The organism is Pseudomonas sp. NA-150, assembly GCF_044336365.1.
Lineage (GTDB): Bacteria > Pseudomonadota > Gammaproteobacteria > Pseudomonadales > Pseudomonadaceae > Aquipseudomonas.
On sequence record NZ_CP172305.1, the window covers coordinates 1,151,807 to 1,165,686 of the forward strand.

The 13,880-nt window shown below is 60.7% G+C and carries 15 protein-coding genes and 2 pseudogenes; 14 read left to right on the forward strand and 3 right to left on the reverse strand.

Going from position 1 to position 13,880, the window contains the following annotated elements:
* Nucleotides 1-62: 62 nt before the first annotated feature.
* On the forward strand, nt 63-389 hold the full coding sequence (locus tag ACF0H7_RS05550) for a hypothetical protein (protein WP_397451790.1): 327 nt from the start codon (nt 63-65) through the stop codon (nt 387-389).
* A 95-nt stretch (nt 390-484) separates the two neighbouring features.
* Here the strand turns inward: ACF0H7_RS05550 and ACF0H7_RS05555 are convergent, their stop codons facing one another.
* Together ACF0H7_RS05555 and ACF0H7_RS05560 are read right to left on the reverse strand one after the other, a co-directional pair.
* Complete coding sequence (locus ACF0H7_RS05555; RefSeq protein WP_397451791.1) at nt 485-790, reverse strand: PepSY domain-containing protein; 306 nt, start codon at nt 788-790, stop codon at nt 485-487.
* Nucleotides 791-884: 94 nt separating this feature from the next.
* Entirely contained in the window at nt 885-1,325 is a 441-nt protein-coding gene (locus tag ACF0H7_RS05560; RefSeq protein WP_397451792.1) for a PACE efflux transporter, read from the reverse strand.
* Nucleotides 1,326-1,501: 176 nt separating this feature from the next.
* Here ACF0H7_RS05560 and ACF0H7_RS05565 point away from each other — a divergent pair, with 176 nt between their 5' ends.
* Complete coding sequence (locus ACF0H7_RS05565) at nt 1,502-1,783, forward strand: LysR substrate-binding domain-containing protein (protein ID WP_397451793.1); 282 nt, start codon at nt 1,502-1,504, stop codon at nt 1,781-1,783.
* A gap of 10 nt (nt 1,784-1,793) precedes the next feature.
* Here ACF0H7_RS05565 and ACF0H7_RS05570 read toward each other — a convergent pair whose 3' ends face one another.
* Nucleotides 1,794-2,432, reverse strand: a complete 639-nt coding sequence (locus tag ACF0H7_RS05570; RefSeq protein WP_397451794.1) for a LysE family translocator — start codon at nt 2,430-2,432, stop codon at nt 1,794-1,796.
* 191 nt (nt 2,433-2,623) lie between these two features.
* Here ACF0H7_RS05570 and ACF0H7_RS05575 point away from each other — a divergent pair, with 191 nt between their 5' ends.
* The 12 genes and pseudogenes from ACF0H7_RS05575 to ACF0H7_RS05630 all read left to right on the forward strand — a co-directional run bounded on the left by ACF0H7_RS05575 (nt 2,624) and on the right by ACF0H7_RS05630 (nt 13,857).
* A complete protein-coding gene (locus tag ACF0H7_RS05575; RefSeq protein ID WP_397451795.1) occupies nt 2,624-3,571 on the forward strand; it encodes an NAD(P)-dependent oxidoreductase in 948 nt (315 codons plus the stop codon).
* Between the two features lie 122 nt (nt 3,572-3,693).
* Nucleotides 3,694-3,837 (forward strand): annotated as a pseudogene (locus ACF0H7_RS05580) (SDR family oxidoreductase); the annotation flags it as partial.
* A 100-nt stretch (nt 3,838-3,937) separates the two neighbouring features.
* On the forward strand, nt 3,938-5,257 hold the full coding sequence (locus tag ACF0H7_RS05585; RefSeq protein ID WP_397451796.1) for an MFS transporter: 1,320 nt from the start codon (nt 3,938-3,940) through the stop codon (nt 5,255-5,257).
* Nucleotides 5,258-5,326: 69 nt separating this feature from the next.
* Entirely contained in the window at nt 5,327-6,577 is a 1,251-nt protein-coding gene (locus ACF0H7_RS05590; RefSeq protein WP_397451797.1) for an RNA polymerase sigma factor, read from the forward strand.
* Nucleotides 6,578-6,729: 152 nt separating this feature from the next.
* Nucleotides 6,730-7,089, forward strand: a complete 360-nt coding sequence (locus ACF0H7_RS05595; RefSeq protein WP_397451798.1) for a YciI family protein — start codon at nt 6,730-6,732, stop codon at nt 7,087-7,089.
* A 46-nt stretch (nt 7,090-7,135) separates the two neighbouring features.
* The gene (locus tag ACF0H7_RS05600) at nt 7,136-7,606 is read left to right on the forward strand and encodes a VOC family protein (protein WP_397451799.1); all 471 of its coding nucleotides are present in this window, start codon (nt 7,136-7,138) and stop codon (nt 7,604-7,606) included.
* Nucleotides 7,607-7,996: 390 nt separating this feature from the next.
* Nucleotides 7,997-8,237: pseudogene (locus ACF0H7_RS05605) on the forward strand (response regulator transcription factor).
* 159 nt (nt 8,238-8,396) lie between these two features.
* Nucleotides 8,397-9,116: an ABC transporter ATP-binding protein gene (locus tag ACF0H7_RS05610; protein ID WP_397451800.1), complete on the forward strand. Its 720-nt coding sequence runs from the start codon at nt 8,397-8,399 to the stop codon at nt 9,114-9,116.
* Nucleotides 9,103-10,311: an ABC transporter permease gene (locus ACF0H7_RS05615; RefSeq protein WP_397451801.1), complete on the forward strand. Its 1,209-nt coding sequence runs from the start codon at nt 9,103-9,105 to the stop codon at nt 10,309-10,311. The genes ACF0H7_RS05610 and ACF0H7_RS05615 overlap by 14 nt, the downstream gene beginning before the upstream one ends.
* Before the next feature lie 55 nt (nt 10,312-10,366).
* Nucleotides 10,367-11,062 carry a hypothetical protein gene (locus ACF0H7_RS05620; RefSeq protein WP_397451802.1) on the forward strand — a complete coding sequence of 232 codons (696 nt, stop codon included), beginning with the start codon at nt 10,367-10,369 and terminating at the stop codon, nt 11,060-11,062.
* A gap of 13 nt (nt 11,063-11,075) precedes the next feature.
* The gene (locus tag ACF0H7_RS05625) at nt 11,076-12,596 is read left to right on the forward strand and encodes a TolC family protein (RefSeq protein WP_397451803.1); all 1,521 of its coding nucleotides are present in this window, start codon (nt 11,076-11,078) and stop codon (nt 12,594-12,596) included.
* A complete protein-coding gene (locus ACF0H7_RS05630; protein WP_397451804.1) occupies nt 12,589-13,857 on the forward strand; it encodes an efflux RND transporter periplasmic adaptor subunit in 1,269 nt (422 codons plus the stop codon). Before ACF0H7_RS05625 ends, ACF0H7_RS05630 begins: the two co-directional genes overlap by 8 nt.
* Nucleotides 13,858-13,880 lie beyond the last annotated feature (23 nt).

The following is a 13,880-nucleotide window of genomic DNA, read 5'->3' on the forward strand; positions in this document are numbered from 1 at the left end:
AAGAAGGCGCAAGATAAAGGCTGATCGGCAACGCTAAGCCTTTATCGAAGAGAAGGTCGGTGATGAATAGTCTCAAGCGAAGTATCGCAAGCCTGGCACTGGGCGGTTGGCTGGCGCTGGGCGTGACGGGTGCCTGGGCGGCAAGCAGAATCGATAGTCGCAGCGCCAGCGACAACAATCCGTATAACAGCGCCGTGCGCGCTGCCAACCCCAATAGCCGACAGGGCACGGTGTCGACCACGCCCTCGGTCCAGCGAGACAATCCCACCAGCAACCCGAGGCCGCCTACATTGGAAAACGGCGGGATTGGCAACGGTTACCCTACTCGTCAGCAGCCATCGTTTTCAGTGCCTGATGGGTCACCTTCAAACAGGGCGCCGCAGCGATAGTCGAGATACAAGGGTCGAACTAGTTCGCGAGACGGTGTTCCGGGTAGGCCATTTAGAGCCTCGCCAACAAGTTGGCTCCTTGTAGAGAGCGGGACTTAGGTGTCCTGCTTGTCCTTCAACACCTCAGCGGTCTTGGCGTCCAGGCTCACGTCCCATTCAACGCCTTTGGCGTCGCGCATTTCGGCCTTGTACACATAGCGACCGTTGCTGTTTTTCAGCCCAGTGCTGTGGATAGTCGAGCCGGGATGTTTGGCCAGTGCCGCTTTGTTCAGCTCTTCGAAATCCATCACGGTACCGGCCTTGTGCAAGCGCACGATTTCGTCGGGGCCGATGCCGGCATGGGCGACGCTGGCAGCGGTGGTCAGGGTCAGGGCGGCGAATACGGCGAGTAACTTTTTCATCAAAATGTTCCTTGGGTACATCGTTTTAGTTGCAGCCAAGGTAACCATCGCAACTTAACTCACGCTTAAATTGCCTACGCCAGAGAGGCCGCTTTCATACGGAACATTGTGCTGCGTCTTTCGCCGACAGAGGGACATCGAACACCCGGTCGAAGGCCCACTGAAAGGCAAACGCATAGAAAAAGAAGAACACGAACAATCCCAGGTTTGTCGCCAGCGCCGTCAGCCATGAGAGGTGCAGCCACCAGGCAATCAACGGCACCAACATTAAGGTCAGGCTGCCTTCGTAACCCAACGAATGAATCAGGCGCCGCAGGAACGTGCGGCTACGCTGGGGCTGGCGGGCTTCCCAGTATTCAAAACCGTAGTTGAACAGCATGTTCCACAGCAGCGCGGTGGTGGACATCAGCAACGACAGCGCGCCCGAATACACCAGGCCTTCGTCATACATCAGCGCCAGGGTCGGGGAGAGGAAAAACACGCCGCCGGTTTCATAAAGAATGGCCTGCAGAACTTTGCGTGACGGGCCTTGCATGGGATGACTCCGATAGCCCCGAGGGGCAGGATGGCTTTACTGATGCGTAGAATACATTCGCGTTTCCACGTAGGAAAATGAGATAAATTGAGCGCGATTCAATTCAGCTAATCCACAGGACGGCTCCGTGTTTTCAAAAATCCCGTTGACCGCCCTGCGTGCGTTCGAGGCCGCGGGTGGGGCGCTTTCATCGCGCCTGGTCGCAGTTCAATGTGCGGATCGAAACCAGCAATCAACGGGTGGATTTACTACGCGCCGGGCATGGTCTGGAACTGGCCAGCAGCGTGTTAGTGGCCGACAGCGTGGCCAATGGCGTGCTGGTGCCGTATCGCGCCGAGATCAGCCTGCCGGGTGCGCGTTACGTCGCGGCCTGGAATCCAGGCCACGAACGGCGCTCGCCGGTGAAAGAGTTTCTCGCCTGGCTGGAGCAGGAAGCAGTGGCGACGCCAAAGGGCTAATACCTGGCACCTAAGACCTGCGCGGCAGCAAACCAGGCACGGCGTGGAACAGAGCGTTGATCGCAAAGCCGATAAACATCACGCCACAGATCCGGGTAATCGCCACTTCGTGCCGCACATACAGTGACCGTACATGCCGCGCGCCGACGATCGCCACCACGATGGCATAGGCGGCAATTCCGCCGATGAAACTCAGGAAAATCATGGCCGGCAACATCGACCAATCCAGCAGTTCGGCGCGGGTGGAAATCAGCGCGGTAAAGGTGGCGACGGCCACCGGGTAGGCCTTGGGGTTGGTCAGGCCGAAGGTCACGCCGTGCCAGAACGGCTGGCGCGCGACGCCTTGTGGTTGATCGACGCTGCTGCGCTTGGCACGAATCGCCCGCGCACCGAGCCAGAACAGGTACAAGCCGCTTAACAGTCCCAGTACATCGAACGCGGTGCTGCCAATCACCCGAGCGCCGACAATCGCCACCAGCGCGGTACTGCACCAGATCACGTCACCCAGCAAATGCCCACTGAGAAACGCCGCCCCCGCCCGCCGGCCCTGCGCCGCGCCAATACCAAACACCGCCAGCACGCCGGGGCCGGGAGTGATGCCATAGATAAAACCGGACGCAAGTACAGCCAACAGCAGCGAGGCATTCATACCGAGACTCCTTGAAGGGTCGCTGAAGTGTATGTCAGACGCGGTGTGCCTGACAGACCGCGTCGAGCCATTAGCGTGTAGGAGCGAACTTGTTCGCGAGGCGCTTTGTCAGCAACTCCGCGTCAAACTGCTCGCCAACAAGTTGGCTCCTACACGGAGGGCGGTCTGTCGGGCGAAACAGCCTCCGACAAATGTCGGTCTTTTTCTTGTCGCCGGACAAGCGCACTCTGTGCCGACTATTTTTTCCGCGAGAGAGCAGGCACATGAAAATCGGCTTCGTAGGACTCGGCAGCATGGGCCAGGCCATGGCCAGCAATCTACTCAAAAGCGGTCATGAACTTTGGGTCTGGAACCGTTCGCCGGCGCCGGTAAACGCGTTGGTCGAACTGGGCGCGAAAGCGGCTGCCGACCCGCAGCAAGCGTTCGCGACCGACATCGTATTCAGCATGCTCGCCGACGACCAGGCACTGCGCTCGGTGCTGCTGGAATCCGGCCTGCTGAAAACCCTCAAAGCGCCGCTGATCCACGTCAACCTGGCGACGGTCGCGGTGGCGTTCGCCGAAGAGCTGGCCGCCTTGCACCAGGCGCAAGGCGTGGCCTACATCGCCGCCCCGGTGATGGGGCGTCCGAACGTTGCCGCCAGCGGTCAATTGAATATTCTGGCGGCCGGCCCCGCGACGGCGATCGATCAGGTGCAGCCTTTGCTGGACCTGATCGGGCGCAAAACCTGGCGCCTGGGTGAAAAAGCCTCCAGCGCCAACGCGATGAAACTGGCGACCAACTTCCTGTTGGTCGCCGCCGTCGAGGCCATGGGCGAAGCCACGGTGCTGGTCAACGGTTATGGCATTGAGTCAGCAGACCTGATTGACCTGATCTCCAACACCATCTTCACCGGACCGGTCTATTCGGGCTACGGCGCGCTGATGGCGAAACGCACTTACGAGCCCGCTGCGTTCAAAGCGTCGTTGGGCCTCAAGGACGTCAACCTGATCCTCGCGGCTGCCGAGAAAGTCTCGGTGCCGCTACCCACGGCAGAACTGGTGCGGGAAAACCTGCTCGACGCCATGGCCCACGGCGAAGGCAACATGGACCTGGCGGTGCTTGCACAAGTGGCGGAGCGTCGCGCCAAAGGCGCTTGATCCTGTAAACAGCACAATATCCGTAGGAGCTGCCGAAGGCTGCGATAGACCACAACGTGGTCTCAGCTTTACCGTCCACATCGCGGCCTTCGGCAGCGCCACAATGCGTGTGGTCGCCAGTACCCTTGCAGCGTTTTGGTTTACCTGACGAAGTCGCGGCCGTTGCGTTGATGCTCGCATCCGATGAGGCCACCTACATAACGGGCACGGAATTTAATATTGATGGTGGATTGTTGGCGGGTTCGGCCGCTGTGCCGGGACGATAAGCTGTCCACCATTCACGGCGACAGGCTTTGCTATGCTTCGCGCCCTGTGTCCGAGCCATTGCTCGGCGACCCTTAACTGCCTGCCGTTTGCGGATGTTCTATGACAGCCATTCTCCGACCACGCCCCCAGCCGCTGTCCAGGGCCGACTACAAGACCCTGGGCCTTGCCGCCTTGGGCGGGGCGCTGGAAATTTATGACTTCATCATTTTCGTGTTCTTTGCGCTGACCCTCAGCCAGCTGTTTTTCCCGCCACAAATGCCGGAATGGCTGCGTTTGCTGCAAAGCTTCGGGATTTTCGTCACCGGTTATCTGGCGCGGCCGCTGGGCGGGATTTTGATGGCGCACTTTGCCGACCGATTGGGGCGCAAGCGGGTGTTCAGCCTGAGCATTCTGTTGATGGCGCTGCCGTGCCTGTTGATCGGGGTGATGCCGACCTACGCTCAGATCGGCTATTGGGCACCATTGATATTGCTGGCGTTGCGCATCCTCCAGGGCGCGGCAGTTGGCGGTGAGGTGCCGAGCGCCTGGGTGTTCGTTGCCGAGCATGCGCCCAAGGGCCATCGCGGGTATGCGCTGGGTGTGCTGCAGGCCGGGCTGACCTTTGGCTATCTGCTGGGCGCGTTGATCGCGACCTGGCTGTCGCGGGTGTTCAGCCCGGCCGAGATGCTCGATTACGCGTGGCGTATTCCCTTTCTGCTGGGCGGCGTGTTCGGGGTGGTCGGCGTCTGGCTGCGTCGCTGGCTGAGCGAAACTCCGGTGTTCATGGCCATGCACGCGCAACGTGAGGCGTTGGGTGAGTTTCCCCTGCGCGCCGTGTTGCGTGAGCACCGTCAGGCGTTGTTGCCGGCGGCCCTGCTGACCTGCGTGCTGACCTCGGCGGTGGTGGTGCTGGTGGTGATCACACCAACGGTGATGCAGCAGCGCTTCGGCATGACCGCCAGTCATACGTTTGGCCTGAGTGCGCTGGGCATTGTGTTCCTCAACATCGGTTGCGTGCTGGCCGGGATGCTGGTGGACCGCATCGGCGCCTGGCGCGGGGTGATTCTCTATAGCCTGCTGCTGCCCATGGGGGTTGCGGTGCTGTACGCCAGCCTGATTTTCGACTGGATCGCACCGGGCCTGGCCTATGCCATTGCCGGCCTGGCGTGCGGGATTGTCGGGGTGGTGCCCTCGGTGATGGTCGGGCTGTTTCCCGCGCAGATTCGCGTCTCGGGAATTTCCTTCACCTACAACATCGCCTACGCCCTGTGGGGCGCAACCACGCCGTTGATGCTGATCGCGTTGATGCCTTGGAGCCCGTGGGTGTGCGTCGGCTATTGCGTGGTCATGGGCGGTGTGGGGTTGCTGACGGCAGCGTTTTTCGGCCTGCATCGTGGCCTGCAAGTTGATGGCGTTATAAGGGCAAATACCGGGCGCTGATCGCTTTGGCGCCAGCGTGAGGAAAAGCGGCGCTACGCTTTTGGCTCGAGGACCGTTCGAGGCAAGGGCATGGACACTCACCATCAGTCAGTGCACAGCGAGGTCGAGGCGTTGTTCCGGCGCGAATCACGCCGGGTGCTGGCAACGCTGATACGCTTGTTGGGCAATTTCGAGTTGGCGGAGGAGGCGTTGCAGGACGCCTTTATGGCCGCCGTCGAACAGTGGCCCGCCGCCGGCATGCCCGACAATCCCCGCGCCTGGCTGGTGTCTGCCGGGCGCTTCAAGGCCATCGACAGTCTTCGTCGGCGCGCGCGTTTCGATGCGTCGCTGAGCGAGCTGGCCCTGCATCTGGAAACACAATTGCAGGCCGCCCCCGCTGACCCGGACAGCGTCGAAGATGACCGCTTGCGGCTGATCTTCACCTGCTGTCACCCGGCCTTGACCGGCGACGCCCAGGTCGCCCTGACGTTACGCGAAGTCTGCGACCTCACCACCGAAGAAATCGCCCGCGCCTTCCTCACCACACCGTCCACCGTGGCGCAACGCATCGTGCGCGCGAAAAACAAGATTCGTGATGCGCGCATCCCTTACGAAGTGCCGGCCCACGCTGAATTGCCCGAGCGGCTGGAGGCGGTGTTGCGAGTGGTCTATCTGGTGTTCAACGAAGGTTATTTTGCCAGCTCGGGCGAGGAGTTGATCCGCAGCGACCTGTCGGCCGAGGCCTTGCGGCTGGGGCGGTTGTTGCTCGATCTGTTGCCGGAACCCGAAGTAGTGGGGTTGCTCGGGCTGATGTTGCTGATCGAGTCGCGACGTCCGGCGCGGCTGTCGGTCAATGGCGAGCCGGTATTGCTCGATCAGCAGGATCGCAGCCTGTGGGACCGTTCGTTGATCAACGAAGGCGAAGTCCTGGTCGAGAAGGCACTGCGCTCTGGGCGTTTTGGCGTCTACAGCGTGCAGGCCGCCATCGCTGCGGTGCACGCCGATGCGCCTGGCGCCGATGAAACCGATTGGGCGCAAATTGTCGGGCTGTACGACGTGCTGGCGCGGTTGAGCGATTCCCCGGTGGTCGAACTCAACCGCGCGGTGGCGGTTGCCATGCGCGATGGGCCCGAGGCGGGGCTTGCGCTGGTCGATGGGCTATTGGCCGCGGGCGAGTTGCAGGACTATCACCTGGCATGGTCGGCGAGGGCCGATTTATGTCGCCGTCTGGGGCGCATCGACGACGCGCGCGAGGCGTATATCAAAGCGATTGAACGCGCCCGGCAGCGCGTGGATCGCCATTTTTTACAGCGCTGTCTGGATGAGCTGGGTCGTGCATGACAGGGCCTCTTCGCCGACACGTTGGCTCACGCGGTATATCAGCGTAACCACCGGTCGGGACCTGAATTTTCTGCAAAGTTCCTGTCGATTTCCGACAACGGCAAACGACTATCCAGTAAACCAGGGCTCAGCAGCCCGAAGGGGAGGACGTCATGAAATACCTGTGTCTGATCTACAGCAACGAACACACCTTGCACACGCACCCTGACAGCCCTCGGGATGACGAGTGCCTGGCGTATGCGCAGTCGGTGCAGGCAAGCGGCCACATGCTGGCTGCCGAGCCACTGGAGTCGGTACAGACCGCGACAACGGTGCGGGTACGCAACGGCAAGGTCTCGATCACCGACGGGCCGTTCGCCGAAACCAAGGAGCAGTTGGCCGGTTTCTACTTGATCGATGCCCGGGATCTAAACGATGCCCTACAAGTCGCTGCGAAAATTCCTGCGGCACGCGTCGGTAGCGTCGAGGTTCGCCCGGTCCGCACACTGAACCTGCAACAACAGGCGAGCTAGCCGCCTGAGTCATTCCTACCCATATCGTCACAAAAGGAGCGTGGATATGAGCGTCAAACCAATTCCGGAAGGCTTCCACAGCCTGACCGTCTACATGGGCGTCAAGGACGCAGCCAAGGCCATCGATTTCTACAAAAAGGCCTTTGGTGCCATCGAACATTTTCGCCTCGACACGCCGGACGGTCGAGTCGGGCATGCTGAAATCCAGATCGGCGACTCAAGGGTCATGCTCAGTGATCCCTGCGATCAAGGCGGCTTCGCCAGCCCGGACCCGCAGAGCAAAAGCACCTTTGCCATGCACCTGTACGTGCCGGATGTCGACGTGCAATTCAAGCGCGCGGTCGATGCCGGGGCCAAGGTCGAGCGCGAGGTGCAAGACCAGTTCTACGGCGACCGCATGGGTACGGTGAAAGACCCGTTCGGTCATCTGTGGCTGATCAGCACCCACAAGGAAGACCTGACCCCCGAGGAAATCGGCAAACGCGCCGAAGCAGCGTTCAAACAGATGCAATCCTGATCGCCATCCCCCCGCAACCCGCACGTCTGTGCGGGTTTGCCTCCTGTGTCGCGGACAACCAAAGCGCTGTTTTGTTACGCTGATATTTGTAACAGATGATTGTAATTGTTATTCGCGAAGTTTATTGTCCCTGTCTATACAACTGATGTTGAAACGCTTCACTGGGTGAGGTGTTTTTTCTGTGTGTTGTGTCTTTATTTTATGTAGGAAAATTCCTCTCGCGATCAATCGATGGTGAATCTGTTTGCATTTGTTTTAGTGATTACTTAATAAAAAATTCTAAATTAAATGCTCGGCAAGCCGATTGAACCTTTAGCGGGAAAGCGTTGCTTGTAAGAATTTTCCTACATGTTTGTTTGAGTTGCATCGACAATAAAAGGGTTGAAACCTATGCGGGTAACACGGAGAGAGCGCGACGTCCTATGCCTTCTGCTGCGCGGGAAAACCAACAAGCAGATCGCCGAAACCCTGAATATCAGCGGCTATACCGTTCGCGATCACGTGTCGTCGCTGCTAAAAAAAAGCGGGGTCAAGACCCGTGCTGCGCTCATGGCCGAGCATATGTCCGAGCGCGAGTTGAAATAATCTTAAATCCCCTACATCTGTCGGATTGTGCTCGATATCAACTTGATCATAATGAAGATCGAAGAAGTAAGGTTTCTGTTGTGAACGGTTGATTTCGAGGGCGTAACAGTCAGGTCGTCTTGCGCTTAATGGCAAGTTTAAGTTGGGTACTCCGATGAAGGGGTGCGCAGTCGGCTGTCTGTATGAATATAAGGGGGAGTAGGCAATGAATAATGGAATTGAATCTTGCGCTTCCGAGTTGTTGAGGTTGCATAACGTCAGCCAGAGTTACTCGCGGGGTGGGCAGGCGGTCCTGGTGCTGCGCGATATCAACCTGACCCTTATGCGCGGGCAAACCTCCGCCTTGGTGGGAGCGTCCGGCTCGGGCAAAAGTACCTTGTTGAATATTCTCGGGCTGCTGGAGTCGCCCGTGTCGGGCCGTTTGATGTTTGCCGGGCACAACATGCTCAACGCCAATGCCGACGTGCTGGCCCGTCTGCGCAATCGTGACATTGGTTTTGTGTTTCAAGCGTTCAACCTGCTGCCACGGCTGAGCGCCATGGACAACGTGGCCTTGCCGCTGAGCTATCGCGGTTTGCCGCGACGGGAAGCGCGTTGTCAGGCACTGCAACAGTTACAGCAGGTGGGTTTGGCGGACAAGGCCCATGACAAGCCTGCCGACCTGTCCGGTGGGCAGCGTCAGCGGGTGGCCATTGCCCGTGCGTTGGTGGGAAACCCCAGCCTGATCCTGGCCGACGAACCCACCGGCAATCTGGACAGCCATACCGCCGAGGAGATTATGGCGCTGCTGCTGGAGTTGAACCGCGAGCGTGGGGTGACGCTGGTGATGGTGACCCACGATACCGCGCTGGCCGAGCGCTTCGAGCGGCGGATTCGGGTGATCGATGGTCAATTGCAGGAGGGCGCCACGCATGGCCGGTGCTGAGTCGATGTCTGCGCCAACGGGGTCGCAAGTGTTCGTCGAGGCCATCGACAGCCTGCGATTGCTGGGTCGCCGATCAGTGCTGGCCTTGCTCGGCATTGTGATCGGCAGTGCCTCGATCATCGCGTTGCTCAACGTCGGTCGCAATGCCGCCGATGAGGCCCTGCGTACCTTCAAGGACATGGGCACCGACACGCTGGTCGCCAGTTTTCCGTTCAGCGCCGACAACAAGCGTCCGTTGCCCATCACCCTCGATGTTCAGGCAATCCGCCAGGCGTTGCCGCAGGTGTCCGATCTGGCACCGCTGACTCAGCAGTCGGTGCGCGTCAGTCGCGAGGGTGTCCACGCCGACGCAAGCCTGGTGGGGACCACGACTGATCTGGCCGCCATCATGGGCCTGCGCCTGCACAGCGGCCGCTTCATTTCGCCCCTCGATCAACGCGCCACCTTCATTGTGGTCGGCGCGCGCGTGGCTGAGGACTTGCGGGTGCGGGGCCGGCCGCTGCACGTCAACGATGTGCTGCAAATCGACCATTACCTGTTTCAGGTGATCGGCATCGCCGCCAGCCAGTCAGACAACACCTTGTTGCCGATCCTGGCGGACGAGTCGGTGTGGGTGTCCCTTGACAGCCTGCGTCGCCTGAGACCATCCGCCGAGATTGGCAACCTGGTGGCCAGGGTCGTCGCCGATGCGGACCTTGCCGCCACCGCCGTGGCGCTGGAAGCGCAATTGAAACAGCGGCTGGACGGCCGTGAAGTCAGCGTACAGATACCGCAACAATTGTTGGAAGGGCTGCAACGCCAGGCCGACACCTTCACCTGGTTACTGGCGGGGTTGGGCGGCATTTCCCTGGTGGTGGGCGGTGTGGGCGTGATGAACGTGATGCTGATGAACGTTATCGAGCGCCGCCGCGAGATTGGCGTGCGCATGGCCCTGGGCGCCCGCCCGCGAGATATCCGTCGGTTGTTTCTGCTTGAGGCCGTGGCCCTTTCTATCGTCGGTGCCACGTTGGGCGCCGTGCTTGGCGTGGCGTCGGCCTACGGTTTTGCCTGGTTTTCTGGCTGGCAGTTCAGCCTTTCGCCCCTGTCGTTGCCGCTGGGTATCGGCAGTTCTCTGTTGATGGGGGTGTTTTTTGGCCTGTACCCGGCGATTTCGGCGTCGCGGCTGTCGCCGATCACGGCGCTGCGGGACGAGTGACCGCCGCGACACAAGACCTGGATGTCTTTGTTATTCACAACTGGAGTGATGTTTTATGACCACCGCTGATGCAATCGTTCAAACACCTCGCCGGATCAAACTCGGTAGCCTTGCCGAGTGCCTGCCAACGGATTGCCTGACGCTGGCTGCGCGGCAGTTCGCGCTGTCCAAACCGCAACTACAGGAACTGCAGTCGAGAATCTGCGGACCTTCCGGGCTACTGGCCGCGTTTGCGACCCAGGTGGCGGAGCAGGGTCGGCAAGCACCGGACCTGCAAGTGCTGCCTGACAGCGCTGACCCGCTACGCCGGCTGCTGACGGAGCGCTCGATAAGGTTCGCCCTGGCCCGTCATCATCGCCGGGCATTTGCCAAGAATCCGTTCGCGGGTCTGCCGAGGAGAACCCTGTGTGCAGTGGTCTACGACGACACGCGGACCTACAACCTGGCCGAACGCTATGCCGCCCTCGAGGAGCTGCGGGCATCCGATAGCCGCTTTTTTGTCAAATTGATCGCCACGACCCGCGAAACAGTGGAGCGGCGGCTGGTGTTTCTGGGGCTGATCGAACACTTCGATTCATTGCTGCCGGTGGAGCAGAGTATCTATCTGTTTGGCTATCGCGAGGTGCAGGTCGAGCATCTGCATCGTGAGGAGGAACTCTACGGCAAGCTGAAACTGCACGAACCACTGTGGAGGATGCTTGCCGAGGAATCCCCGCAAAACGTGGTGGCCAGCCTCGAGGCGGGCGAATGAACGTGCCTGCGCAATGAATAAGGCCAGTCGCGATAAAGGCCTGCAGGTGGGCGCGGTTTCACGACGTCGGCGCCTGTGGATTCCGGCCGCGCTGGCGTTCAGTGCCCACACCCTGTGCAGCGCCCAATCGTTGCGGCCTGCGCAGCCGAGCATGGCGTTGGTCAGGGTGGTGGCGCTGTCAGAGCAGCGGTTGGAGCTAAGCCTGGCTGACGCGGTGTACCTCGGCTTGCGCGATAACCGCAGTATTCGCAGCGCGTACCTGCAACGCATTGCGCATAAATTCGACTTGCGCGTAGCGGAAGATGCCTTCACCCCGCGTACGCGGATTACCCATAAAGCCCAGGCCAATCGAGGCAATGATGAGCGTCATCGCGATTACACGCTGACGCCCTCGGCCACGGTGACCAACGAGTGGGGCACCCGTTTCAGCCTGTCGTGGGCACAGCATTTGAACCGCGCGGACCGGGGTGGACGCAAGCTCGACAACGGCCTCGAACTGGGCATCGTTCAACCGCTGCTGCGCGGGGCGGGGCGCGACATTGTGACGGCGCCGCGACGCCTGGCGCGCTTGAGTGAAAGCAGCAATAAGCTGCAACTGAACGCCACGGTGGCGCAGACCATCACCCAGATTGTCACCGCTTACCGCGAGTTGGTACGGGCGCAGGAACAACAACGCATCGCGCAAACTGCGCTGGCCCGCTCTCGGCAATTGCTGGAAGTAAACCAGGCGCTGATCACTGCCGGACGCATGGCGCCCTTCGAGCAAGTGCAGACCGAAGCGGATCTGGCCAGCCAGGAGTTGGGCGCCGAAGAAACCGCCAATCAACTGGACGCCAGCCGCCGGGAGTTACTGCGCCTGCTGGCGCTGGATCTGGGCACTGTGCTGCGGGCCAGTGAGCCAGTCGATGCCAAGCGCCTGGACATCGATCAACAGCAAGCGCTGCAACTGGCGCTGACCCGGCAACCGCACTATTTGCAGCAATTGCTGGCGGCCGAACAAGCCGACATCAATCTGTTGCTCGCGCAAGACCAGCAGCTCTGGGATGTGTCGCTGGTGGGGGGCGCGAGTCAGGCGCGCAATCGCCACCTCGACATCGAACCGCGACAGGCCGAGCAGCGCTGGGGCAGTTATGTCGGCATTCAGCTGGAAATCCCCCTCGGTGATTTGAGCGCGCGCCAAGCGGTGGTGCGGGCGCACGTTGCGGTGCAAGACCAGGCCCTCCGTCAGGCTGAAGCCAGGCAGATGCTGGAGCGCGAGGTGGGCGACGCCGTGCGCGACATGGGCACCCGCTGGCGCCAGTACGAAATCGCCCAGCGCCTGCGCGAATTGTCGCGACGCAAGTTGGACATCGAGCGCGACAAGTTACAGGTCGGGCGCTCCAGTAACTTCCAGGTCCTGAGTTTTGAGGGCGATTTACGCCAGGCGGAAAACTCCGCGCTGAACGCACAGATCGCTTACCTCAACGCGCAGACGCAACTGGATGAGCGCCTAGGCATGACATTGCAGAGTTGGGAGATCGCCCTCAATGATTGAACGAATTTTCGCCGGCAATCGTCGGACCAAGGCAGTGGGGCTGGCGAGTAGTGTGTTGCTGAGTGCCGTGGGGCTGTTTTTCTACATTGATGCCCGATCCGCCATCACCCACCAGGAGCAGTGGCTGCCTGTCAGCCCCACGCCACTGGTGCAGCGCCTGGGGTTGGCCGGACGGATTCAGCCGGGGATGTCGCTGACCATCAGCGCGCCCTTCGACGGCACGTTGCTGGACAAGCCGGTGGTGCAAGGGCAGCAGGTCGAGCGCGGGCAAGTGTTGCTGCGGCTGGACACCGCGCAGTTACAAATCCAGCTGCGGGAAGCCCAGGCGGAACTGCTCAAGGCCCGTCGCGCGGTGCAGGACTTGCAGGGCTGGGCCAGCGGCCAGGACATGGCCCGGGCGCGCAGGGCGCTGAGCACCGGCCAGCTGAATCTGAATGACACCCAACGCAAACTCGAGGAAACCCGCGTTCTGCACGAGCGCGGAATCGTGCCGCGCATGGAGCTGGACGCGTTGCAGCAGCAAGTACAGATGCAGCGCCTTGACGTCAAAGCCGCGCAAGCCGAGCTCAAGGAAGTCGAGGACAAAGGCCGCGGCGAAAATCGACAGATTGCCGACATGCAGTTAGCCAACGCCACGGCCAAGCACCAGGCATTGCAGGCGCTGGAAGGGCAGCGCGAGGTTAAAGCGCCGTTCGCCGGCATTGTCGTCAGCCTGCCTGGCAACAGCTCCGACACCCACGCGCGCCCCGTGCAACAAGGCGCCCGCGTCAGTCAAGGGCAGTCGCTCATGGGCTTGGCCAATCTGGAACAACTGAAGGTCGTGGCCAAAGTCGACGAAAGTGACATCAACCAACTGCGCGCAGGCCTGCCGGTCGACATCACCGGCAGCGGATTTGACGGCGTCCTGCTCAACGGCAACGTCACCACCGTTGGCTCGCAAGTCCTGCAATCGGAATTCGAGGGCAGCGGCGCGTCCTACGAACTCAGCGTCGCCCTTCCGACATTGACCGCCGCACAACAACAGCACATTCGCCTTGGCATGAGCGCGCGGTTGTCGATCATCACCTACCAAAACCCCAAAGCCCTGATCGTCCCCCACGACGCCATCGACGAACAGCAGGGCCAGCACTTCGTCAACTTCCGACGCACCCCTGAAACCCATGGCCGACGAGTGAGCGTTTCACTGGGGCAATCGACGACGGAAGGAGTTGAAGTGTTTGGTTTGTTTCCTGGGTTTGTTCGAACCGATAAAGCGAATTGAGTAGCGATTAATAGGGAGGGATT